Source organism: Streptomyces sp. NPDC026672, assembly GCF_040638185.1.
GTDB lineage: Bacteria > Actinomycetota > Actinomycetes > Streptomycetales > Streptomycetaceae > Streptomyces.
Window position 1 is genome coordinate 317479 of sequence record NZ_JBEZXS010000001.1, and the last position, 23679, is coordinate 341157.

Genomic DNA, 23679 nt, shown 5'->3' on the forward strand with positions numbered 1-23679 from the left:
GGCCGGCGTCAGGACTCGCCGACGTCCCTCCGGGTGAGCAGCCACGGCTCCACGACCCCGAGACCACGCACCGGCCGCTGCCACATCGGCTGGAGCGCGAAGCGGTACGTCGGCGGCTCCTCGCCCTCCTTCTCGGCGGCCGCCGCGGCCTCGGCCGCCTCCGCCTCCGAGGCGGGCGCCTCACCCGTGCGGATCAGCTCCTCCGCGAACGCGCTGTCGACCAGCACGGAGTCCCGCGGCGCTATCGACGTGAGCCGGGAGGCGAGGTTCACGGTCGTACCGAACACATCGCCCATCCGGGTGGTGACCGTGCCGAACGCCATGCCGACCCGCAGCTCCGGCATCGTCTCGTCGTGCGCCATCGTCTCGATGAGCCGCAGCGCGATCTCCGCGGCCGTACCGGCGTCGTCGGCGGCGTAGAGCACCTCGTCGCCGAGCGTCTTGATGAGCCGGCCGCCCCGCGCGGCCACCAGGTCGGCGGCGGTCGTCTCGAACGCCTCGACCAGCTCGCCCAGCTCCTCCTCCTCCATCCGCCGGGTCAGGCGGGTGAAGCCGACGAGATCGGCGAAGGCGACCGCGAGCCGCCGGTCCACCATCTCCTCGTCGTCACCGGCCTGGACCACCCGGCCGGTCGCGGCGGCGAGCTGGCGGCGCCACACATAGACCAGGAACTCCTCCAGCTCGGGCAGGAGCAGCTCGATCAGCGGGTACGTCACCTCGGTGCGCGTCATACCCGGCTCGGGGGGCTCGGTCAGCCCCTCCAGGAAGGAATCGATCTGCCATTCGGCCAGCCGGGCGGTGGTCTGGCCCGTGGACCGGGCGACCTGCACCGCCATCGCCTCGCTGAGCAGGCCGGCCTCGACCAGACCGGCGAGCCGGCGCAGCGCCAGGACGTCGGCCTCGGTGAGGGCCTTGGCCTGGCCGATGTCGGCGAAGCCCATCGCCCGCCAGAAGCGCGACGCGAGCTCCATGGAGACGCCCGCGCTGCGGGCCGCCTGGAACGGGGTGTAGCGCCGCTCCGCGCCCAGGATGAGGGTTTCCAGCCGCAGGGCGAGAGGATCCTCGCCGGGATCGGCGCCCGGGGAGTCCCCCTGGTCGAGCGAAGCCGAGACTGGGGGAGGGTCCACCCGGCCGTCCGCGTCCGCGCCGGAGCCCGTGTCGTCGACGGTCACGCCTGCTGCCCTTCCGATCTGCCGCGGTCACGTATCGACCGGCCTCAACTCTACGGCAGGTGTGCGCCAGCTCACTCCGTTCGGTTCGGCCGACGGGTCCACTTCCGTCGGGGTCCCGGACCAGGGTGTCGGGGTGGGCGTCCCCGAGGGCTGCCGCCCCCGGGCCCCCGCATCCGCCTGCGGCCCCATACTCGTCTGCGGCCCCGCCGGGGCTGGTCGCGCCCACGCGACGGAGTCGCACATCGACACGGCCCCGCGCCCCTTCGGGGCGCTTCCGCTCGGGGGGCTTCCCGCTCAGGGCGCTCCCCGCTCAGGTACTCCCCGTTCAGGCCGGCCGCAGATGGACGATGTCGCCCGCCCCCACCGGCTCCTGGACCCCCTCCGACGTGGCGATCACCAGGCGGCCGTCGCCGTCGAGGGCCACCGCCTCGCCGGTGATCGAGCGGTCGCCCGGGAGCTCGGCCCGTACGGTGCGGCCCAGGGTGGCGCAGCCCGCCGCGTAGGTCTCCTGGAGGCCGCTCGCCGCCGGGTCGCCCCCGGCGGTGCGCCAGCGGTCGTACCAGTCCTCCAGGGAGCGCAGCACCGCCCGCAGCAGCGGGTCCCGGTCCGTGGTCGCCGCGCCGGCCAGCACCAGCGACCCGGCCTGCGGTACGGGCAGCTCGTCCGCGCGCAACGAGACGTTCACGCCGACGCCCACGACCACCCCGTCCGCGCCGACCCGCTCCGCGAGGATCCCGCCTGCCTTGCGCTCCTCGCCGCCCACCGTCACCAGGAGGTCGTTGGGCCACTTGAGTGCCGTGTCGACGCCGGCCGCCTCCGCGAGGCCCGTCGCCACCGCCACCCCGGTGAGCAGCGGCAGCCACCCCCACCGTTCCACCGGCACCCCGGCGGGCCGCAGCAGGACCGAGAAGAACAGCCCCGAGCGGGCGGGCGCCGTCCACTGCCGGTCCAGCCGCCCCCGCCCGGCCGTCTGCTCCTCGGCGACGAGCACCGCGCCCTCGCCCGCCTCGCCGCGCCCGGCGAGTGCGACGAGGTCGCTGTTGGTGGAGCCGGTGCGCTGCACCACCCGCACCTCGGACCACAGGCCGCCCTCCCGCACCAGCCCCCTGCGCAGCGAGGCGGCGTTGAGGGGCGGCCGGTCCAGGTCGGACCAGCGGCTGTTGTCGGGGTCTGAGGCATCTCGCGGCGTCATGCAAGCCACCCTAGGTGTGGGGAACGCCGCACTGCCGATCGGTGGGGCCCCCACTACGCTACGGCTGAGTAACCGTCCCCCTTTTGAGCAGGCAGGGAGCCGCATCCCGATGTCCGAGCCGGAAGAGCGTCACGAGACCGACATTCATACGACCGCCGGGAAGCTCGCGGATCTCCGGCGCCGTATCCAGGAGGCGACGCACGCCGGCTCCGCACGCGCCGTCGAGAAGCAGCACTCCAAGGGCAAGCTGACGGCCCGTGAGCGCATCGAACTGCTGCTGGACGAGGGGTCCTTCGTCGAGCTGGACGAGTTCGCCCGGCACCGCTCCACCCACTTCGGCCTGGAGAGCAACCGGCCGTACGGGGACGGTGTCGTGACCGGGTACGGCACGGTGGACGGCCGTCCCGTCGCCGTCTTCTCACAGGACTTCACCGTCTTCGGCGGCGCGCTCGGCGAGGTCTACGGGCAGAAGATCGTCAAGGTCATGGACTTCGCGCTGAAGACGGGCTGCCCGGTCATCGGCATCAACGACTCCGGCGGCGCCCGCATCCAGGAGGGCGTGGCCTCCCTCGGCGCGTACGGCGAGATCTTCCGCCGCAACACCCATGCCTCCGGGGTGATCCCGCAGATCAGCCTGGTCGTCGGCCCCTGCGCGGGCGGCGCGGTCTACTCCCCCGCGATCACCGACTTCACGGTCATGGTCGACCAGACCTCGCACATGTTCATCACCGGACCGGACGTCATCAAGACCGTCACCGGCGAGGACGTCGGCTTCGAGGAGCTGGGCGGCGCCCGCACCCACAACGCCGTCTCGGGCGTGGCCCACCACATGGCGGGCGACGAGAAGGACGCCGTCGAGTACATCAAGCAGCTGCTGTCCTACCTGCCGTCGAACAACCTCAGCGAGCCCCCGGCGTTCCCGGAGGAGGCCGACCTGGCGCAGACGCCGGACGACCTGGAGCTGGACACCCTGGTCCCGGACAGCGCCAACCAGCCGTACGACATCCGCACGGTGATCGAGCACGTCCTGGACGACGCCGAGTTCTTCGAGACGCAGCCGCTGTACGCCCCGAACATCGTCACCGGGTTCGGGCGGGTCGAGGGCCGGCCCGTGGGCGTCGTCGCCAACCAGCCGATGCAGTTCGCGGGCTGTCTGGACATCAAGGCGAGCGAGAAGGCGGCCCGGTTCGTGCGGACCTGCGACGCCTTCAACGTCCCGGTCGTCACGTTCGTGGACGTCCCGGGCTTCCTGCCCGGCGTCGACCAGGAGCACGACGGCATCATCCGGCGCGGCGCCAAGCTGATCTACGCCTACGCCGAGGCCACCGTCCCGCTCATCACCGTGATCACGCGCAAGGCGTTCGGCGGCGCGTACGACGTGATGGGCTCCAAGCACCTGGGCGCCGACCTCAACCTGGCCTGGCCGACGGCCCAGATCGCGGTGATGGGCGCGCAGGGTGCCGTCAACATCCTGCACCGCCGTACCATCGCCGAGTCGGACGACGCCGAGGCGACGCGGGCGCGGCTCATCCGGGAGTACGAGGACACGCTCCTCAACCCGTACGTCGCGGCCGAGCGCGGCTACGTCGACGCGGTGATCATGCCGTCGGACACCCGCCGCCACATCGTGCGCGGCCTGCGTCAACTGCGCACCAAGCGGGAATCCCTGCCCCCGAAGAAGCACGGCAACATCCCCCTCTAGCCCCAGGGAGCAGCATGAACATCAAGGTCGTACGGGGCAATCCGACCCCGGAGGAGCTGGCGGCGGCCGTGACGGTCGTCCGGGCCCGGGCCGCCGCCGCGGCGGCCGTGCCCACCGGCGAGCGCACACCGCGCGACGCCTGGTCGGACCCCTCCCGCATCGCCTCCCGCCGCCTCCCCCGGCCCGGCCCGTCCTCCTGGTCCCACACCTACTGGCCGAGCTAGGCGCGGCCGGCGGCGGTTCAGGGGCGCGGGGAAGCGCGCACGCGGGTGACACGCCGGGTGCCGATCTGAGTACCCGTACTCAGGCGGTGTCCCGGGCCGGGCGTCACGCTGGTGGAATGCTGTGGTCCGACCCGGAGAACGAGCCGCCGAAGGAACTGCGCGACACGCAGGAGATGTTGCGGCGGCTCGGCCTCCTGGTCGCCCTGGCCATGGTCCTTATCATGATTGTGATCGGCGTGCGATGAGCCGTCCCGGCCGCACTAGGCTGATCGCATGACCGCACAGCCCCGCAGGCGCCTCGTCCTGGCCTCCCAGTCCCCCGCCCGCCTCGGACTGCTCCAGCAGGCCGGCCTCGCCCCCGAGGTGATCGTCAGCGGCGTCGACGAGGACGCCGTCACCGCCCCCACCCCGGCCGAGCTGGCCCTCGCGCTGGCCGAGGCGAAGGCGTCCGTCGTGGCGGCACGGCCGGACGTGCAGGGGGCGCTGGTGATCGGCTGCGACTCGGTGCTGGAGCTGGACGGCCAGGCGCTGGGCAAGCCGGCGGACGCCGAGGAGGCCACCGCACGCTGGAAGTCGATGCGCGGACGGTACGGGATCCTCCAGACGGGGCACTGCGTCTGGGACACGGAGCACAAGCGCTACGTGTCGGCGACCGCGTCCACGGTGGTGCACTTCGGCGATCCGAGCGACGAGGAGATCGCCGCGTACGTCGCCTCGGGCGAGCCCCTCCACGTCGCCGGGGCGTTCACCCTGGACGGGCGCTCGGCGCCGTTCATCAAGGGCATCGACGGCGACCACGGCAACGTCATCGGCATCAGCCTGCCCCTCGTGCGCCGGCTGCTGCGCGATCTGGGCGTCGGGATCACCGAGTTGTGGACACCGCCGGCCGACTGAGCCGCACGGGGCCGCCTTCGTGCGGCTCCCCCGGGCCGCTCCCGGCCCCCTCCGCGCCCGGCGCCGGTGTGGTCGCCCGCGCGTCCGCACGCGGCGCCCCTGGGGCGTCCTCCGCCGCGGGCGTGCCCCCGCCCGCCGCGTCGCCGGGTCCGGCCCCGGCGACGCCGTCCTGGCCGTCGTACGTCATCAGGAGCAGCACGACGAGCGCCAGGACGACGATCATGAACACGAACGCGGGTGGGCCGAACGGGCCCCAGGCGAAGGCGCCGAGCAGGCCGTGGACGACGGCGGCGGTGATCAGCAGGACGCGGCCGAGGCCCGCCGGGGAGCGATCGCGCACCGCGACGAGCAGGGCGACCACCCCGCACAGCAGGAAGTAGAGGCCGAAGACCACGCCGCCGATCTTCGAGGACGTGGCCATCGTGTCCGGGTCGAGGCCGGCCAGGGACATGTCCTGGCGGTCGACCACCACCCCCAGGAACCAGTTGAGCGCCGCGACGCCGAACGCCTCCGCGAACAGGACGACCGCCACGACCCACGCCACCGGTCTGCGCACCACCGGTCCACCCACTTTCGACCGCGGCCCAAGGAAGGCTGCTGTTACCTGAAGTACGTTCGAGACATCGCGAACGCTACTAACGGGTAAACCGCGGGACAAGGGTTCCGCCCCGGGCAAAGAAACGTTGGGCCATTCGTAGGGACTCCACAAAGAAACGCCGTGGGGCGCAGCACGCTCTCACAGAGACCTTGACCACATGACGGGGCTAGGGTTTTCCGGAGGAGTCCTGCGTACCAAGGTGCGACAAGGACTTTCGCGGGTCGAGCGAGCCTCGAATCACGCTCCGTGTGGGCAAGCTCACCATTGGGGACGGGTCGAAGTGCCGTGTCGGCAGTCCCTAAACTCGGCTTGTTTCAAGGAGGGAGCCTCAATCGTGCGCAAGGTGCTCATCGCCAACCGTGGCGAAATCGCTGTCCGGGTGGCCCGAGCCTGCCGTGACGCCGGGATCTCGAGCGTGGCCGTCTACGCCGACCCGGACCGGGACGCTCTGCACGTCCGGGCCGCGGATGAGGCGTTCGCCCTGGGCGGTGACACTCCGGCGACCAGCTATCTGGACATCGAGAAGGTCCTCAACGCCGCGCGGGAGTCCGGCGCGGACGCGGTCCACCCCGGCTACGGCTTCCTCTCCGAGAACGCGGAGTTCGCCCAGGCCGTGCTGGACGCGGACCTCATCTGGATCGGCCCGCCGCCGCAGGCCATCCGCGACCTGGGCGACAAGGTCGCCGCCCGGCACATCGCGCAGCGCGCCGGCGCCCCGCTCGTGGCCGGTACGCCGGACCCGGTGAACGGCGCCGACGAGGTCGTGGCGTTCGCCGAGGAGCACGGGCTGCCCATCGCCATCAAGGCGGCGTTCGGCGGCGGCGGTCGCGGTCTGAAGGTCGCCCGGACCCTCGAAGAGGTGCCGGAGCTGTACGACTCGGCGGTGCGCGAGGCCGTCGCCGCGTTCGGCCGGGGCGAGTGCTTCGTCGAGCGCTACCTGGACAAGCCGCGGCACGTGGAGACGCAGTGCCTGGCCGACCAGCACGGCAACGTGGTCGTCGTGTCCACGCGTGACTGCTCGCTCCAGCGCCGCCACCAGAAGCTGGTGGAGGAGGCTCCGGCGCCGTTCCTGTCCGAGGCCCAGCTCGCCGAGCTGTACGCGTCCTCGAAGGCCATCCTGAAGGAGGCCGGCTACGTCGGCGCCGGCACGGTGGAGTTCCTCGTCGGCAACGACGGCACGATCTCCTTCCTGGAGGTCAACACCCGGCTCCAGGTCGAGCACCCGGTGACCGAGGAGATCGCGGGCGTCGACCTGGTGCGCGAGATGTTCCGCATCGCCGACGGCGAGGAGCTGGGCTACGGCGACCCGGTGCTGCGCGGTCACTCCTTCGAGTTCCGCATCAACGGCGAGGACCCGGGCCGGGGCTTCCTGCCGGCCCCCGGCACGGTGACCCGCTTCGACCCGCCGACCGGTCCCGGTGTCCGGCTGGACGCGGGGGTCGAGGCCGGTTCGGTCATCGGCCCGGCGTGGGACTCGCTGCTCGCCAAGCTGGTCATCACCGGCCGCACCCGCAAGGAAGCCCTGGAGCGGGCGTCCCGCGCCCTGGAGGAGTTCCAGATCGAGGGCATGGCCACGGCCGTCCCGTTCCACCGCGCGGTGGTGAAGGACCCGGCGTTCGCCCCCGAACTGACCGGTTCCGAGGAGCCGTTCACGGTCCACACCCGGTGGATCGAGACCGAGTTCGTCAACGAGATCAAGCCCTTCGCCGGTCCGGGCGACACCGAGGCGGACGAGGACGGGGGCCGTGAGACGGTCGTCGTCGAGGTCGGCGGCAAGCGCCTGGAGGTCTCCCTGCCGGCGTCGCTCGGCATGACGCTGGCCCGCACGGGTCTCGCGGCGGGCGCGAAGCCCAAGCGCCGGGCGGCCAAGAAGTCCGGCCCGGTGGCCTCCGGCGACGCCCTCGCCTCGCCGATGCAGGGCACGATCGTCAAGGTGGCCGTCGAGGAGGGCCAGGAGGTCAAGGAGGGCGACCTGGTCGTCGTCCTGGAGGCCATGAAGATGGAGCAGCCCCTCAACGCCCACAAGGCGGGCACCGTCAAGGGCCTCACCGCAGAGGTCGGCGCGTCCCTCACGTCGGGCGCGGTCATCTGCGAAATCAAGGACTGACCCACCCACCCCAAAGCCCGGCCCCCACAACGGAGGCCGGGCTTCCGGCATCCCGCCCCCGACAAGGACGCCCCCAAAGGGGCGCGGGGAACTGCGCGACGAGCCACAACAAACCCGCACCCACCCACACACCGCCACCCCCGAAAGGGGCGCGGGGAACTGCGCGATCGGCCACGACGTACCCGCACCCGCCCACCACCTCGGCCCCCACGGCGAACCCCACCCGCACAGCCGCGCAGCGCCGCGCGCAGCGCACAGCACCTCCGGCCAACAAAACGGCACGTGGCATCCTGAACCGACCCGAACACCACAGGAAAGGTCGGCGACAAGCATGGCCAAACCGCCGGAGGCCCTCCGCTCGGACGCCCGCCGCAACTACACCCGCCTGCTGACCGAGGCCCGCACCGCCTTCGCCGAGCACGGCACGGACGCCTCACTGGAGGACGTGGCCCGCAGGGCCGGCGTGGGCATCGGCACCCTGTACCGGCACTTCCCCAACCGGCACGCCCTGCTGAGCGCGGTCTTCGAGGACACGGTGGCCGAACTCCTCGCCCGCTCCCGCGAACTGCTGCTCGCGCCCGACCCCGGCACGGCCCTGCTGACCTGGCTGCGCGAGAACGTCGCGCGCGCCGGCACGTACCGAGGGCTCTCCAGGGCGCTGATGTCGGTGTCGTCGGACTCCGCCGACCCCGATTCGGAACTGGCCCGTTGCTGCGCGCCGATCCGCGAGGCGGGCGGCGCGCTGCTGACCCGGGCGCAGGAGGCGGGCGCGGTGCGCGGGGGCGTCGCGATAGGCGACCTGCTCCAGCTCACCCACGCCATCGCGCTGGCGGCGGAGGAGTCGCCCCGGGACCCGGCACTGGCGGACCGCCTGCTCCAGCTGACGCTGCGCGGCCTGACCACCTGCCCCGCCTGACCGGCTCGACCACCCGAACGCCCGACCCGCTCGACCACCCGAACGCCCGACCACCCGAGCGCCCGACCACCCGAGCGCCTGAATCGCTCGAACGCTCGAACGCCGTTCAGCGGCGGCGCAGATCCGCCACCCGGGCCCGTTCGGTGCCGGTGGGCTGGTCGGCGCCGAGCACCGTGGCCGTACGCAGTCCCGCCCCCGGGACCTGGCCCCGGCGCGGCCCCGGAAGCGGCACGTCCCGACGCGGATGCCGCGCCGGGACGTGGTCACCCCCCGGGTTTCCCGACGCCCCGGCCACGGCGATCTGCACCCCCTGATCGGCGAGGGCCTGGAGTTCGGTGGCCGCGCGGTCGTCGTGCGCGGGCGGGTCGTCGGTGACGAGCCGGGTGATCAGGTCCGTGGGGACGGTCTGGAACATGGTGTCCGTGCCCAGCTTGGTGTGGTCGGCGAGGACGACGACCTCGGCGGCGGCCTGGACCAGGGCGCGGTCGACGGACGACGACAGCATGTTGGACGTGGACAGTCCGCGCTCGGCGGTCAGCCCGCTGCCGGACAGGAACGCCTTGGAGACCCGCAGCCCCTGGAGGGACTGCTCGGCCCCGGAGCCGACGAGGGCGTAGTTGGAGCCGCGCAGGGTGCCGCCGGTCATCACGACCTCCACGCGGTTGGCGTGGGCCAGCGCCTGGGCGACCAGCAGGGAGTTGGTGACGACGGTCAGCCCCGGCACCCGGGCGAGCCGGCGGGCCAGCTCCTGGGTGGTGGTTCCCGCCCCGACCACGATGGCCTCGCCCTCGTCGACGAGTCCGGCGGCGAGATCGGCGATGGCCGTCTTCTCGGCGGTCGCGAGATGTGACTTCTGCGGAAAGCCGGATTCCCGCGTGAAACCGCCCGGCAGTACCGCACCGCCGTGCCGGCGGTCGAGGAGTCCTTCTGCCTCCAGTGCGCGCACGTCCCGCCGCACGGTCACTTCGGAGGTCTGGACGACGCGGGCGAGTTCACGGAGCGACACGGCCCCGTTCGCTCGCACCATTTCGAGGATCAATTGACGACGTTCTGCAGCGAACACGAAACTGACAGTAACCCCAACGACCGTCTGCTTTCAGCAGTTTGCGCCGAATAACAGAAGTTGTTCGCACGACAGGGCGGGGAGTGGTATACGGGTCTATCCTCCCCGCCTATGCCGCACGCATGCGCGGCAACTCCCCGTCACCGGAAGGGAGTCGGCGCCTCCCGTCAGGCTTCGCCGGTCGCCTTGCGGGTGTGGAGCTGACGGGCGACCTCCGCGATGGATCCCGAAAGAGAGGGATAGACGGTGAAGGCGTTCGCGATCTGTTCGACCGTCAGATTGTTGTCGACCGCGATCGAGATGGGGTGGATCAGCTCCGAGGCGCGGGGCGCCACGACCACACCGCCGACGACGATCCCGGTGCCCGGCCGGCAGAAGATCTTCACGAAGCCGTCCCGGATGCCCTGCATCTTGGCGCGCGGGTTGCGCAGCAGCGGGAGCTTGACGGCGCGCGCCTCGATCCTGCCCTCGTCGATGTCGGCCTGGGTGTAGCCGACGGTGGCGATCTCCGGGTCGGTGAAGACGTTGGAGGAGACCGTCTTGAGGTCGAGCGGGGCCACCGCGTCGCCGAGGAAGTGGTACATGGCGATGCGTCCCTGCATCGCGGCGACCGAGGCCAGGGCGAAGACGCCGGTGACGTCGCCGGCCGCGTAGACGCCGGGCGCGCTGGTGCGGGAGACCTTGTCGGTCCAGATGTGCCCGGAGTCGCGGACCTTGACGCCCGCCTCCTCCAGGCCGAGGCCCGCGCTGTTGGGGACGGCGCCGACGGCCATCAGGCAGTGCGAGCCGGTGATCACGCGGCCGTCGGAGAGGGTGACCTCGACCTTGTCGCCGACGCGCCGGGCGGACTCGGCGCGCGAGCGGGCCATCACGTTCATGCCGCGGCGGCGGAAGACGTCCTCCAGGACGGCGGCGGCGTCCGGGTCCTCGCCGGGCAGCACGCGGTCGCGGGAGGAGACGAGGGTCACCTTGGAGCCGAGGGCCTGGTAGGCGCCGGCGAACTCGGCGCCCGTGACGCCGGAGCCGACCACGATGAGCTCCTCGGGCAGCTCGGTGAGGTCGTAGACCTGGGTCCAGTTGAGGATGCGCTCGCCGTCGGGGCGGGCGTCGGGCAGCTCGCGCGGGTGACCGCCGGTCGCGATGAGGACGGCGTCCGCGGTCAGGGTCTCCTCGCTCCCGTCGGCGGCGGTGACGATGACCTTGCGGGAGCCGTCCAGGGCCTGCATGCCCTCCAGACGGCCCCGGCCGCGCAGGACACGGGCGCCGACCCGGGTGACGGAGGCGGTGATGTCGTGCGACTGGGCGAGCGCGAGGCGCTTCACCCGCCGGTTGACCTTGCCGAGGTCCACGCCGACCACCCGGGCCGCCTGCTCCAGCGGCGGGGTGTCGTCGGCGACGATGATGCCCAGCTCCTCGTAGGAGGAGTCGAAGGTGGTCATCACCTCGGCCGTCGCGATGAGGGTCTTCGACGGCACGCAGTCGGTCAGCACCGACGCGCCGCCGAGGCCGTCGCAGTCCACGACGGTCACCTCCGCGCCGAGCTGGGCCGCCACCAGCGCCGCTTCGTATCCGCCGGGTCCGCCACCGATGATCACGATCCGAGTCACGTACCCCATTGTCCCGCACGCCCCGGGGTGCCACGGCCCGGGGGCGGAACAGGTGTGCGTTCCGTTACCCGTGGGAGTCCCGGGGCGCAAGGGGCGGGTGGGACCGCTGCCGTACGCTCGGAGCATGTCGCTCTATGCCGCGTACGCCGGCAATCTCGACGCCCGGCTGATGTCCCGCCGCGCCCCCTGCTCGCCACTGCGCGCGACCGGCTGGCTGAACGGCTGGCGGCTGACCTTCGGCGGCGAGCAGCTGGGCTGGGAGGGCGCGCTCGCGACGATCGTCGAGGATCCGGGGTGCCAGGTCTTCGTGGGGCTGTACGACATCGCGCCCGGCGACGAGGAGTCCCTGGACCGGTGGGAGGGCGTCGGGCTCGGCGTCTACCGGCGGCTGCGGGTGCGGGCGCACACGCTCGACGGGCAGGAGCCGGCGTGGACGTACGTGCTCAACGGGTACGAGGGCGGGCTGCCGTCGGCGCGCTACCTCGGGGAGGTCGCCGACGCGGCGGAGTCGGCGGGGGCGCCGCACGACTATGTGATGGAGCTGCGCAAGCGACCGTGTTAGGGCAGGTTTGTCCGCCCTTGTTGGAAACGACAAGACAACGATCGCCACTGCGCGAACTCCATCATCTACGCGCGTAGGCCGGGACCGGCTAATCTCATGGGCGTGAACGCATCTCTTCTTCCGGACGACATCCAGGGCGACCCCCACGCCGCCGCCGACGCGGCCGCCGCCCGCCTGCGCGAGCTGACCGGCGCGGAGACCCATGACGTCGCCCTCGTGATGGGCTCCGGCTGGGCTCCGGCCGTCGACGCCCTGGGCGCCCCCGACGCCGAGTTCCAGGTCACCGAGCTGCCCGGCTTCCCCATGCCGGCCGTCGCGGGACACGGGGGCAAGGTCCGCTCGTACACCGTCGGGAACAAGCGCGCGCTGGTCTTCCTCGGCCGTACGCACTACTACGAGGGCCGGGGCGTGGCCGCCGTCGCGCACGGGGTGCGCACCGCGGTGGCCGCCGGGTGCAAGACCGTGGTGCTGACCAACGGGTGCGGAGGGCTGCGCGAGGGCATGCGGCCGGGGCAGCCGGTGCTGATCAGCGACCACATCAACCTGACGGCGACCTCGCCGATCGTGGGCGCGAACTTCGTCGACCTGACCGACCTGTACTCGCCGCGGCTGCGGGCGCTGTGCAAGGAGGTCGACCCCACGCTGGAGGAGGGCGTCTACGCCCAGTTCCCCGGGCCGCACTACGAGACGCCCGCGGAGATCCGGATGGCGCGGGTGATCGGCGCGGACCTGGTGGGCATGTCGACGGTGCTGGAGGCCATCGCGGCGCGGGAGGCCGGGGCGGAGGTGCTCGGGATCTCGCTGGTGACCAACCTCGCCGCGGGCATGACCGGGGAACCGCTCAACCACGAGGAGGTCCTCCGGGCGGGCCGCGACTCGGCGTCCCGCATGGGCGAGCTCCTCGCGCAGGTGCTGCGCCGGCTCTGACCGGTTCCCGCCCACCCGCCCGACCCGGTAGGCCGAAGGGCCCCACCTCGGGGCTCCGCCCCCTCCCCCCGCTCACCCCACGCCCCCCCGATGTCCCGCCTCCCGGCCGAGTGGGTCGGGTGGACGGGCGGGCGATCACCGAGAGGTTGGAACGACGTGCACGACGATCTCATCGCGCGGGCCACGGCGTGGCTCGCCGAGGACCCCGACGCCGAGACCCGTGACGAACTCGCGAAGCTGATCGACGCGGGGGACGTCACGGAACTGGCCGACCGCTTCGGCGGCACCCTGCAGTTCGGTACCGCCGGGCTGCGCGGCGAACTGGGTGCCGGGCCCATGCGGATGAACCGGGCCCTCGTCATCCGCGCCGCCGCCGGACTCGCCGCGTTCCTGCGGAAGCAGGGCCGGGGAGACGGTCTGGTCGTCATCGGTTACGACGCCCGCCACAAGTCCGCCGACTTCGCCCGCGACACCGCCGCCGTCATGACCGGCGCCGGGCTGCGCGCCGCGGTGCTGCCCCGCCCGCTGCCCACCCCGGTCCTCGCCTTCGCGATCCGGCACCTCGGCGCGGTCGCCGGCGTGGAGGTCACCGCCAGCCACAACCCGCCCCGGGACAACGGCTACAAGGTCTACCTCGGCTGGGGGTACCCGCGGGCGGAGTCCGGGGGAGGCTCGCAGATCGTCCCGCCCGCCGACGCGGAGATCGCCGCCGAGATCGACGCGATCGCCTCGCTGCACGACGTACCGCGCCCGGACTCCGGCTGGCAGACCCTGGACGACTCGGTCCTGGACGCCTATCTCGCCCGTACGGACGCGGTCCTGGCCGCCGGTTCCCCCCGTACGGCCCGGACCGTGTACACGGCGATGCACGGCGTGGGCAAGGACGTCCTGCTCGCCGCGTTCGCCCGCGCCGGTTTCCCCGAGCCGGTGCTCGTCGCCGAACAGGCCGAGCCCGACCCGGACTTCCCCACCGTGGCGTTCCCCAACCCGGAGGAGCCCGGCGCGATGGACCTCGCGTTCGCGCTGGCCCGCGAGAGCGACCCCGACCTGGTCGTCGCCAACGACCCCGACGCCGACCGCTGCGCCGTGGCCGTGAAGGACCTCGGCGCCTGGCGGATGCTGCGCGGCGACGAGGTCGGCGCGCTGCTCGCCGCCCACCTCGTCGGGCGCGGCGCCACCGGCACCCTCGCCGAGTCGATCGTCTCCTCGTCCCTGCTGGGCCGCATCGCCGAGAAGGCCGGCCTGCCGTACGAGGAGACGCTCACCGGCTTCAAGTGGATCGCCCGCGTGGACGGCCTGCGCTACGGCTACGAGGAGGCCCTCGGCTACTGCGTCGACCCGGACGGAGTGCGCGACAAGGACGGCATCACCGCCGCCCTGCTGATCACCGAGCTCGCCTCCGAGCTGAAGGAGCGCGGCCGGGGTCTGACCGACCTGCTCGACGACCTCGCCGTGGAGCACGGGCTGCACGCCACCGACCAGCTGTCGGTGCGGGTGGAGGACCTGTCGGTCATCTCCGACGCGATGCGGCGGCTGCGCGAGCACCCGCCGACCGCGCTGGCCGGTCTCGCCGTCACCCGGGCCGAGGACCTCACCGAGGGCACGGACCGGCTGCCGCCCACCGATGGGCTGCGCTACACGCTCGACGGTGCCCGGGTCGTCGTCCGGCCCAGCGGCACCGAGCCGAAGCTCAAGTGCTACCTGGAGGTCGTCGTGCCGGTCGCGTCGCACGCCGGACTGCCGGCCGCCCGCGCCCGCGCCGCCGAGCTGCTCGACGCGGTCAAGCGCGACCTCGCCGGGGCCGCTGGCATCTGAACCACCCGCGGGGTGCCCCCAGGGCACCCCAAAGGGTGATTTCACGGCTACGGCTGACGCATCCGCCGTGTCGCACCACCCCCGCCCGGGACACGGTGATCCGGTACCGCCCGCCGAGTACTGGAGCCGCCGCCGTGTCCTCGACCGCCCCCGACACCGCCCCCGGTGGGCACCTCCCGGGCACCCGACGACCGCCCGCCCCGCGTCCGTCAGCACCGCGTCTGCCGCGCGCGACGGCCGCGCTGCGGCACGCGGCCCCGGCGCTCGGCGCCTTCCTCGCCGTCCACCTGTGCGGGCTGCTGTTCCTGACGGTGTGGGCGCACCGCAGGCACCACGGGGTCTGGCCGCTGCTCGCCACCCAGTGGGACGCGGACTGGTACCTGGGCATCGCCGAGCACGGGTACGCGCATCGGCTGGGCACCGCGTACGACGCGAACAACCTCGCCTTCTTCCCGCTCTACCCGCTGCTCGTGAAGGCCGTCGCCGTGCTCACCCCGGGCAGCAGGGCCAGTACGGGCCTTGGCCTCACCGTGCTCGCCTCCTTCGTCGCCGCGTGGGGGGTGTTCGCGGTCGGCGACCGGCTGCACGGGCGGCGGGTCGGGGTGCTGCTCACCGCGCTGTGGGCGGCGCTGCCGGTCTCGCTGGTGCAGTGGATGGGGTACACCGAGTCGCTGTTCACGGCGCTGGCCGCGTGGACGCTGTACGCGGTGCTGCGGGAGCGGTGGGGCTGGGCCGCGACGGGCGCCTGTCTGGCGGGGCTGACCCGGCCGACGGGGATCGCGGTGGCCGCGGCCGTCTCGGTCGCCGCGCTGCTCTCGCTGCGCCGCGACCGCTCCCCGCGGGCGGCCGTCGCGGCGGTGGCCGCACCGCTCGGCTGGTGCGGGTACGTCGGCTGGGTGGGCCTGCGGCTGGACCGCTGGGACGGCTACTTCGCCGTGCAGCGGCTGTGGCACAACGAGGTGGACGGCGGCGTCGCGACACTGGGCCGGGTGCGGCAGCTGCTGGGCCAGGGGTCGCGGCCCGAGCTGTTCCTGATCATGGTCACGGTCACGCTGTTCGTGTCGCTGGCCCTGTTCGCCGTGTCGGTGTGGGACCGCCAGCCCGCGCCCCTGCTGGTGTTCACCGGGGCGCTGCTGGCGATCGTCGTCCTCAGCGGGGGCGTCTACTTCCCCCGGGCCCGCTTCCTGCTCCCCGCCTTCCCGCTCCTGATCCCCCTGGCCCGCCATCTCTCGGGCACCTCCCGCCGGCACCGGGGGCTCGTCCTCGCGACGGCGGTGGCGGTGTCGGCGTACTGCGGCTCGTACATGCTGCTGGTGTGGCCGAGCGCCCCGTGATTCACGGGGAGTTGGGGCGCCGCATGCCCCTCGGCCGCCCGCGTCGGCACCGGTTGACCCACGCTGGTGGGGAGTGCGGTCGCCGTCCTGCCCCCCTTTGGACGCCGCCGTCTCCCCCGGTGTCCCATGCCCCCGTTCTGCGAACGCGGGACGCCGGGCAGGGCCGGACACGGGGTTCGGCCGGCCCCCCAGGCTTCTGAACCCCGTGTCGGGCCCCCTGTCGCCCGGCCTCAGCCGGTCGGCAGGCCGGTCGCCGGGTCCTGGACGGCGGTCTCCGACGGACCGGGCTCGGGCGCCGTCTCCGTGGGACCGGGGGTCGCCGTGTCGGCGGGCGGCTGAGGCGTCGGGGCGCCGTCCGAGGGACCGTCCGTGGGCACGGGCCCGCTCCCGCCGTCGGTGGGCGACGGGGAGGCCGTCGTGGGGCTGGGTGTCGGGTCGGCGGAGGGCGACGGGGACGGACTCGCGGAGGGCACCGGCCGCACGGAGGGCGTGGGCGACGGGCCGCGTCCCGGTCCGGTGGGCACGGCGGGGGAAGGGGCGGTGCCACCGCCGGGAGCGGAGCCGTGGGGTCCCTCTCCCTCGCCCTCTCCCTCTCCCTCGCCGCCGCCGCCTCCGCCTCCGCCTCCGGTCCCGCTCCCTCTCCCGGTCCCGCCCTCGTGCACCGGTTCCGTGGCCGGGGTCTCGCCGCCCGCTCCCGGACTGCGCGGGACGACCCCCTCACCGTCGGGCACGGTGTGCACGCCGCGGAGGTAGAACTCCATCCAGCCGAGCACGAGGTCGAGGTAGTCGCGCGAGTGGTTGTAGCTGAGGATCGCGCGCTCCAGGCCCGCCGCCGTACCGAGGTCGCGGGTGCCGGCGCAGAGGTAGTGGCCCGCGGCGAGCGCGGCGTCGTGGACGTTGTCGGGGTCGGCGACGCCGTCGCCGTTGCCGTCCGCGCCCCAGGTCTTCCAGGTGGAGGGCAGGAACTGCATGGGGCCCACGGCTCGGTCGTGGAGCCGGTCGCCGTCCCAGACGCCATTCTCGGTGTCGAGGATCAGCGCGAAGCCGTTGCCGTCGAGCGCGGGCCCGGTGATGCGGGTGAGGGTGTCGCCGTTCGCGGCGACCGCGCCGCCGCCCGCGTGCCCGGACTCCACCTTGCCGATGGCGGCGAGCAGTTCCCACCGCAGTCGGCAGCCCGGGTCGGTGCGGCCCACCGACCCGGCCGCCCGCCGGTAGGCGTCGAACACGCTCGCGGGCAGTCCGGCCTCGGCCGCGACACGTCGCGCCGAGGGCTTCCCGGCCGGCCCGTCCCACGGCCGCGCGCCGGCCGACGCGCCCTCCAGCGGCGGCAGTTCGACGTGGTACGAGCCGTCGCCCTGCGAGGGGACGTCCGGGAGCGGGGTGTCGGGGGCCACGAATCCGCCGGGCACGCGCGGGCCGTCGTCCTCCGGCGCCCGGGGCGCCGCCGCGGGGTGCGGGACCGGTGCCTGGGACCCGGCGGTGAGGAGGGCCGCGGCGACCGTGGCGATCGTCCCCACGGCGGCGGCACGCAGGCCGCGCCGGGTGCGCAGCCGTGCGCCGGCGCGGCGCAGCGGTCCGGTGAGCGGACGGGGCATGGGAGTACTCCTGACGGTCGGGAGTTCGGGGCGGGTGCGGGGCGCTCGCCTCAGACCCGCATCAGGTAGCTGAAGCCCGTGTCGGGGCCGATGCAGGACTGGAGGGTGAGGTCGCCCCAGTAGAGGCCGTGGGAGGGGGTGCCGCGGCCGGGTGAGACGTGGTGGGCGTAGACGCGGTAGGTGAAGGTGCCGCGCGGTGTCGTCGCCGTGACGTCCGTGCCGACGGGCAGCGTGGCGAACCTGTCGAAGCCGCAGTGGTCGTGGCCGACGACGACGGCCGTGCGCAGCGCGTAGCCGTCCTCGGTGCCGAGGGCGGGTCCCGTCCACTGCACGGCGTCCCGGCAGGCGTCCACCTCTTCCTGTCCGCCGCGCACGACCCGGGCCGACCAGGAGCCGATGCGGAGGGTGGTCGAGCCGTCCCGGCTGCGGGGGCCGGGCGTGCCGAGGTCGGCCGTGCCGGGGCCGGGCGTGCGCGTGCCGGGGGCGACGGACGGCTTCGGCCGCGGTCCGGGGGGCGTGGTGCGGGGGTGGGCCGGTGGGGTGGGGCGGTGGGGGCGGGGTGGGTCCGTGGGCGTCGTTTCCGGGGAGTCGGCGGGCCCGCTCGGGAGGGGCGGGGGTTCGGCGGCGGGGCTGTCCCGCTCGGGTGCCGCGGGGGTGGGTCCCGGCGCGGCCGTCCCGGCCGGGGAGGCGCCGGGCCCCGGCTCGGCGGGCGCCGTCGTCCGCGGGTGGAGTCCGCCCTCCGCCGACGCCGACACCGCGGGCGGCATGCCCGTGTTCCGCCCGGGGGCGGCGCAGCCCGCGAGGGCGGTGTACGAGGCCGCGGCCAGGACGGCGGTCACCCGGAGGGTGACTCTCGTCCGATGGCTCCGTTTCGTCCCTCTCACCCCCGTCGACCTCCGTACTCCCCGTCCGGCCCGTCGCGGCCCTATCCGAAGCGGCCGTTCACGTAGTCCGTGGTCCGCTGGTCCTGCGGGCTGTTGAACATGGCGTCCGTGGGGCCGTGTTCGACGATGGCGCCCGGGGTCCCCTGCTCGGCGAGGAAGAAGGCGCACTGGTCGGAGACGCGGGCGGCCTGCTGCATGTTGTGGGTGACGATCACGATGGTGACCTCGTCCGACAGTTCGTGGATCGTCTCCTCGATGCGCCGGGTCGAGGTCGGGTCCAGGGCCGAGCAGGGCTCGTCCATCAGCAGGACCCGGGGGCGCACCGCGAGCGACCGCGCGATGCACAGGCGCTGCTGCTGGCCACCGGAGAGCGCGCCGCCGGGCTGCCGGAGGCGGTCGCGGACCTCCTTCCACAGGCCCGCCTTGGTCAGGCACTCCTCGACCAGCCGGTCCTTCTCGTCGCGCCCGGCCCTGATCCCGCTCATCTTGAGGCCGGCGGTGACGTTGTCGTAGATCGACATGGCCGGGAAGGGGTTCGGCTTCTGGAAGACCATGCCGATCTGGCGGCGGGCGTGGGTGATGCGGCGGCCCCGGTCGTAGATGTCGTCGCCGTCCAGCAGCACCCGGCCCGACAGCGAGGCGGAGCCGACCAGTTCGTGCATGCGGTTGAGGATGCGCAGGAAGGTGGACTTGCCGCAGCCGGACGGTCCGATGAGCGCGGTGACCCTGCGGGCCGGCATGGTGAGCGAGACGCCCTCCAGGACCTTGTGGTCGCCGAACCAGGCCGAGACGGAGTCGGCCTCCAGGGTGGCCGGTGCGCCGCCGGGGGCGGGCGTGCCGGGACGTCCGTCGCGGGGGGCCCGCATGCTCCGCGTCGGGTCGAGGATCTCGTCGACGAGCGTGTCGGACGTGTCGGTGGTGTCGGACATGACGGGTGGACTCCTCGTCGACTAGAGCAGGTTGGGCAGCAGACGGGTGGCGGCGCCGGAGACGGCGAGACCGAGGGCGGCCAGCACGGGCGTGCCGACGATCCAGGTCTGCCAGCGGCCCCACGCGCGGTGGGCGGCCACGGTGAGCAGGGCCGCGCCGAGCAGTCCCTGCGCCCAGAGGAAGACCGGGAGCCAGGCGGCGCCCTCGGTGCCGAGGGCCTGCTCGGACGCGTCGATCCAGCCGGGCGGCAGCGAGCGGGGCGGGCTGGGCCGTACGTCGCCGGTCAGGGTCGCGTCGACGCGCAGGATGCCGGAGGGGGTGTAGGGGCCGCCCTCGGCGGTGATCAGCGTCAGCCGACCCTCCCCCTGCTTGAGCGGGGGCGGCAGCGGGTCGCCCTCGCGGCGGACGGACGTGACCGCGTAGGTGGCCGTGCCCTGACCGGTCGTCACCCGGATCTCGGCGCCGGCGGGCAGCTGGTGCAGGTCGTTGAACGGGCTGCCGTAGCCCCATTGGCGGCCCATGATCACGCTGGTGCCGGCCTGTCCCGGCAGCGGGGTGTCGCGGCGGTGTCCGGGGCCGGACACCAGCACACCGGAGGTGGTGCCCTCCCCCACCGCTTCCCTCAGGCCCAGGGCCGGGATGCGCAGCAGCGCGACGGGGGCGCCCGGCTCCAGTGCCGCGCCGTCGTACGTCCGCTGCCCCACCGGGGCGATGCCGAGGGCGAGTTGGCGGCGCAGTTCGTCGTACGCGGTCTGCTGGTCGCGGGCGTGCTGGAGATGGCCGACGATCGTGAGGTTGGCCGCGAAGCCGAGCAGCAGGGCGGCGAGCACGCACAGCGCGGTCCCGGCGAAGACGAGGCCGGCACGGTCCGCCGACGGCCGCCCGGCGGCGGGTTCGGGCCCGGATGCGGGCGCCGGTGCCTGCGGCGCCGCGGCCGGCGGGGGCGGAATCAGCACGGTCACGGGCAGCGCTCCTGTGGAAGGTCGGTGGTCCGGTGGACGGGGGATCAGGGCCGGGCGGGCGGGAAGACCGGACGCCGGGCGGGTGGGAAGAGGGGCGCCGGGCGGGCGGGAAGAGGGGCGCCGGGCGGGCGGAAACGGGGACGTGTGCCGGGTGGGAAGACCGGGCGCCGGGCGGGCGGAAACGGGGGCGTGGGCCGGGCGGGGAGACCGGGTGCCGGGCGGGCGGGAGAACGAGGCGGGGACCGGGCGGGAAGACGAGTGGCGGGGTGTGGCGGCAAACGCTGAGGCGGGGGGACGGGAAGGGGGGCGCGGGCTGGGTACTCGGCGTCACGCGAGGACCCGGGCCCCGGCGTGAGACGCAGGCGTGGGGCCGGAGGCGGAGCGCAGGCGTAGGGCCGGAGGCGGAGCGCAGGCGTAGGGCCGGAGGCGGAGCGCAGGCGTGGGGCCGGAGGCGGAGCGCAGGCGTGGGGCCGGAGGCGGAGCGCGGGCGGCCGGGTGGGGGGCCGCCCGTGCTCCGTCCGCCGTTACGGGCGGGGTTCGCCGAAGCCCAGGAGGCGGTGGCGGCGGCCCTGCCGGAACAGGACGACGCCGGCCGCGGTGAGGACGACGGCGCCGATGCCGGAGAACAGCGCGACCTGGCTGCCGGTGGAGGCGAGGCCGCCCTGCGGGGAGGCGCCGCCGGAACCGGCCCCGCCGCTGGTGCCGCCGCCGTCCACGGAACCGCCGGCGCCGCCCGAGACGGTGCCGGACGTGTCGTCCGTCGGGAGGTCGCTCGGCTCGTCGGAGGGGAGGTCCGTGGGGTCGTCCGACGGGTCGTCGGAGGGATCGTCGGACGGGTCACCGCTGGGGGACCCGGACGGCTCCGGAACCGTGAAGGACACCGCGGCCACCTCCCCGCTCGCCAGGTAGGCGCATCCCGGCGTCCAGGTCCACGAACCGGCGCCCGCGACCATGTCGTCCGGCACGGTGAGGGCGTTCCAGGTCACCACTCCGTCGGCGTCGGCGGTGGCGCTCGGGAACGTGTCGTCGCGGTTGGTCAGGGACATCGGGTACGACCTGCCCGGTTCGCAGCCCCTGACGACGACCTTGACCTGCTGGCCCCGCTGGAGTTCGGGATAGGGGTCGCCGGTCAGCCGCCGGCCGCCCTCGTCCTGGATCTCGGCCGTCGGCTCGGCCGCGGTCACCCGCTGGGGCTCCGAAGCGGAGGCCCCCCAGACGGAGGTGTCCGTCGGGGTGAACTCGGCCACGATGTCGTGCGCCCCCCTGGCCAGCGTCGTCGTCAGCTCGGCCGTACCGCCGGAGGCCGTGACAGGACCCGCGCCCAGCGCCGTCGCGCCGTCCAGGAAGGTCACGGTGCCGGTGGCCTCCGACGGGGAGACCGTGGCGGTGAGCTTCACGTCGCGGCCGGGCTCGGGCCTGAAGTCGTCGGGGACGAGGGCGACCGTGGTGGCCTTCGCGCCTTCGCCGACCGCCCAGTTGTCACCGGTGACGGTGATCTTCTGGGACCAGAACGGGTCGCCCGGCACCGATCCCTCGTCGGGGGGCGACCAGTCGAAGTTGTCCACGCACCGCAGGCGCAGCTCGTAGGTGCCGTCGCCGGTGACGACGCTCGACAGACGGCTGTTGTCCACGTCCAGGCCCGGGTTGTCGGCGGGGGCCAGCGAGACGGTCGACGTCGGCTCGGTGAAGGGCGCCCCCTGGGTGATCCCCTTGAGGACCGGCGCCTGGGTGTCCGTGGCGCTGTTGTACACGTAGAGGTTGAGGACGTTGTTGTAGTTGAGGTCCTCCACCGCGAAGTCGGGGCACGTGCCGGGGATCTCCACGGAGCCGCCGAAGGGCTGCGGATCGCTCAGGCTGCCGCTCGTCTGCGTCATGGTGAACGTCCCGACGGACGCCGCCCGGGCGGGCCCGGACTGGGCGACCACCAGGGCCGTGGTGCCCGCGGCCAGCGCGGCGGTGGCGGCCACGATCGCGGCCAGTCTTCGGAAGGGATGAAGCACTCTCATGGTGGTGGGCTCCCCCGGGGAACGGTGGACGGATGGATCCATGGACAGCGCGGGTGGCCGGGCACCTGGAAGGTGCCCGGCCGTCACGCGGAGATCAGAGGGCGGTCGGGGTCACGAGTTGCCCTTGAGGGCGGTGTCGCCGCAGTTGGTGTCGGAGCGGCCGTCGTCGGCGAGGTCGCCGAAGCCGTAGTTCTTGATGACCGCGAGGCTCGCGGCGGAGCAGACGTCCGCGGTGGAGCCGACGAAGGCCTCCGTGATCGTCGACTCGCCGAGGCGGGCGGTGGAGACCACGTTGTAGACCTCACGGGCCGCGGGGAAGGTCGCGTTGAGCGCCGTGGCGCTGCCCGTGCCGGTGGTCGGGGACACGTTGTCGATGCTGCGCAGCCGGGACTGGCCGCGACGGTTCGGGACGTCCGAGAAGCCCTTGCCCTGGGCCAGCCACTGGGCGACCGAGTACGGCATGACCTGGTCGTTCGCGGTCAGCGCGGTACCGTCGTGCTCCTGCGGGGCCTCCGCGAGACCCTCGTTGACGCACGAGCCGGGCGTGATCGGCGTGCCCGGGTTCGGGTTGACCGGCGCGGGCGTGTTGCCCAGGTACTGCAGCCAGAACGAGCGGGTGCCCGAACCGGCCTGCGGCAGCAGCGGCTTGATGCCGGCGGGCCGGTCGGCGGCGCAGGTGTAGAGCTTGTACAGCTGCGCCTGCGTCAGGTTCGTCGGGGCCGTGCTGCCCAGGCGGGAGGCGAAGGTGACGGCGTCCTTGGCGAACGGGACGAAGGTGAGCTTCGTGCCGGTGGTCGCCGGGCCGCGCGAGGAGCGGGCGAAGTCGACACAGTCGGCCGTGGCCGTGTTGTCGATCTCGGCGATCAGCTTGTTGATGCCGTTCGAGGAACCGTTCACCGTCGAGCGCGCGAACGTGCAGTTCCCGGTCGGCTTGGTGGTGATGTTGTCCGCGGTGCCCGACGGCGGGATGGCGTCCCACGACTGGAGGAGCTTGGCGCCGCCGGCGTCCACGACGGTGGAGCCGCTGGCGAGGGCGCTCACGACGTACTGCGTGGTGTCCGAGCCGACGCCCGCCAGGATGCCCGGGCCGGTCGAGTCGGCCGACGCGGGAGCCGCCAGGACGCCGAGGCCGAGGGACAGGGCGCCGAAGACGGCACCGGCCTTTGCGAAGGACTTGACGTTCACTTCT

General features: G+C 73.7%; 21 protein-coding genes. 10 read left to right on the plus strand and 11 right to left on the minus strand.

The features are described from left to right. Positions 1-8 precede the first annotated feature (8 nt). Both AB0F77_RS01370 and AB0F77_RS01375 read right to left on the minus strand, forming a co-directional pair. On the minus strand, positions 9-1172 hold the full coding sequence (locus AB0F77_RS01370; protein ID WP_361939452.1) for an adenylate/guanylate cyclase domain-containing protein: 1164 nt from the start codon (positions 1170-1172) through the stop codon (positions 9-11). 325 nt (positions 1173-1497) lie between these two features. Further along, on the minus strand, positions 1498-2364 hold the full coding sequence (locus tag AB0F77_RS01375) for a biotin--[acetyl-CoA-carboxylase] ligase (protein ID WP_361939455.1): 867 nt from the start codon (positions 2362-2364) through the stop codon (positions 1498-1500). A 109-nt stretch (positions 2365-2473) separates the two neighbouring features. On the opposite strand from AB0F77_RS01375, the gene AB0F77_RS01380 reads away from it, so the two are divergent. The 4 genes from AB0F77_RS01380 (at position 2474) to AB0F77_RS01395 (ending at position 5184) form a co-directional block, all read left to right on the plus strand. After that, positions 2474-4066, plus strand: a complete 1593-nt coding sequence (locus AB0F77_RS01380; protein ID WP_361939458.1) for an acyl-CoA carboxylase subunit beta — start codon at positions 2474-2476, stop codon at positions 4064-4066. Between the two features lie 14 nt (positions 4067-4080). Further along, on the plus strand, positions 4081-4290 hold the full coding sequence (locus AB0F77_RS01385; protein ID WP_361939461.1) for an acyl-CoA carboxylase subunit epsilon: 210 nt from the start codon (positions 4081-4083) through the stop codon (positions 4288-4290). A gap of 116 nt (positions 4291-4406) precedes the next feature. Beyond that, a complete protein-coding gene (locus AB0F77_RS01390; protein ID WP_361939464.1) occupies positions 4407-4535 on the plus strand; it encodes a hypothetical protein in 129 nt (42 codons plus the stop codon). Between the two features lie 28 nt (positions 4536-4563). Further along, positions 4564-5184 (plus strand): nucleoside triphosphate pyrophosphatase, encoded by a 621-nt coding sequence (locus AB0F77_RS01395; RefSeq protein WP_361939467.1) that lies wholly within the window; start codon positions 4564-4566, stop codon positions 5182-5184. Here the strand turns inward: AB0F77_RS01395 and AB0F77_RS01400 are convergent. Further along, positions 5153-5743, minus strand: a complete 591-nt coding sequence (locus AB0F77_RS01400; RefSeq protein ID WP_361939470.1) for a hypothetical protein — start codon at positions 5741-5743, stop codon at positions 5153-5155. The genes AB0F77_RS01395 and AB0F77_RS01400 overlap by 32 nt on opposite strands. 373 nt (positions 5744-6116) lie before the next feature. Here AB0F77_RS01400 and AB0F77_RS01405 point away from each other — a divergent pair, with 373 nt between their 5' ends. Beyond that, positions 6117-7889 carry a biotin carboxylase N-terminal domain-containing protein gene (locus AB0F77_RS01405; RefSeq protein ID WP_361939473.1) on the plus strand — a complete coding sequence of 591 codons (1773 nt, stop codon included), beginning with the start codon at positions 6117-6119 and terminating at the stop codon, positions 7887-7889. A 331-nt stretch (positions 7890-8220) separates the two neighbouring features. Beyond that, positions 8221-8805, plus strand: a complete 585-nt coding sequence (locus AB0F77_RS01410; RefSeq protein ID WP_361939475.1) for a TetR/AcrR family transcriptional regulator — start codon at positions 8221-8223, stop codon at positions 8803-8805. Positions 8806-8911: 106 nt separating this feature from the next. On the opposite strand, the gene AB0F77_RS01415 is transcribed toward AB0F77_RS01410, so the two are convergent. Together AB0F77_RS01415 and AB0F77_RS01420 are read right to left on the minus strand one after the other, a co-directional pair. Beyond that, positions 8912-9868 carry a DeoR/GlpR family DNA-binding transcription regulator gene (locus AB0F77_RS01415; RefSeq protein ID WP_361939478.1) on the minus strand — a complete coding sequence of 319 codons (957 nt, stop codon included), beginning with the start codon at positions 9866-9868 and terminating at the stop codon, positions 8912-8914. Positions 9869-10035: 167 nt separating this feature from the next. Continuing rightward, positions 10036-11484, minus strand: coding sequence for an NAD(P)H-quinone dehydrogenase (locus AB0F77_RS01420; RefSeq protein ID WP_361939481.1), 1449 nt, complete (start codon positions 11482-11484; stop codon positions 10036-10038). 115 nt (positions 11485-11599) lie between these two features. Between AB0F77_RS01420 and AB0F77_RS01425 the strand changes: the two genes are divergently transcribed. From AB0F77_RS01425 to AB0F77_RS01440, 4 genes are all read left to right on the plus strand, one after another. Then, positions 11600-12037 carry a gamma-glutamylcyclotransferase gene (locus AB0F77_RS01425; protein ID WP_361939484.1) on the plus strand — a complete coding sequence of 146 codons (438 nt, stop codon included), beginning with the start codon at positions 11600-11602 and terminating at the stop codon, positions 12035-12037. Positions 12038-12139: 102 nt separating this feature from the next. After that, the gene (locus tag AB0F77_RS01430; RefSeq protein ID WP_361939487.1) at positions 12140-12964 is read left to right on the plus strand and encodes a purine-nucleoside phosphorylase; all 825 of its coding nucleotides are present in this window, start codon (positions 12140-12142) and stop codon (positions 12962-12964) included. A gap of 156 nt (positions 12965-13120) precedes the next feature. Next, a complete protein-coding gene (locus AB0F77_RS01435) occupies positions 13121-14779 on the plus strand; it encodes a phospho-sugar mutase (protein WP_361939490.1) in 1659 nt (552 codons plus the stop codon). Between the two features lie 134 nt (positions 14780-14913). After that, positions 14914-16113 (plus strand): hypothetical protein, encoded by a 1200-nt coding sequence (locus tag AB0F77_RS01440; protein ID WP_361939493.1) that lies wholly within the window; start codon positions 14914-14916, stop codon positions 16111-16113. Positions 16114-16343: 230 nt separating this feature from the next. On the opposite strand, the gene AB0F77_RS01445 is transcribed toward AB0F77_RS01440, so the two are convergent. The 6 genes from AB0F77_RS01445 to AB0F77_RS01470 all read right to left on the minus strand — a co-directional run bounded on the left by AB0F77_RS01445 (position 16344) and on the right by AB0F77_RS01470 (position 23675). After that, positions 16344-17708 (minus strand): lytic murein transglycosylase, encoded by a 1365-nt coding sequence (locus tag AB0F77_RS01445; protein WP_361939496.1) that lies wholly within the window; start codon positions 17706-17708, stop codon positions 16344-16346. 50 nt (positions 17709-17758) lie between these two features. Next, positions 17759-18547, minus strand: coding sequence for a hypothetical protein (locus AB0F77_RS01450; RefSeq protein ID WP_361939499.1), 789 nt, complete (start codon positions 18545-18547; stop codon positions 17759-17761). Positions 18548-18633: 86 nt separating this feature from the next. Then, positions 18634-19458 (minus strand): phosphate ABC transporter ATP-binding protein PstB, encoded by an 825-nt coding sequence (gene pstB, locus AB0F77_RS01455; RefSeq protein ID WP_361939660.1) that lies wholly within the window; start codon positions 19456-19458, stop codon positions 18634-18636. 84 nt (positions 19459-19542) lie between these two features. Next, entirely contained in the window at positions 19543-20484 is a 942-nt protein-coding gene (locus AB0F77_RS01460) for a class E sortase (protein ID WP_361939502.1), read from the minus strand. A gap of 524 nt (positions 20485-21008) precedes the next feature. Then, positions 21009-22490 carry an Ig-like domain-containing protein gene (locus AB0F77_RS01465; protein WP_361939505.1) on the minus strand — a complete coding sequence of 494 codons (1482 nt, stop codon included), beginning with the start codon at positions 22488-22490 and terminating at the stop codon, positions 21009-21011. Between the two features lie 111 nt (positions 22491-22601). After that, positions 22602-23675 (minus strand): hypothetical protein, encoded by a 1074-nt coding sequence (locus AB0F77_RS01470; RefSeq protein WP_361939508.1) that lies wholly within the window; start codon positions 23673-23675, stop codon positions 22602-22604. Positions 23676-23679 lie beyond the last annotated feature (4 nt).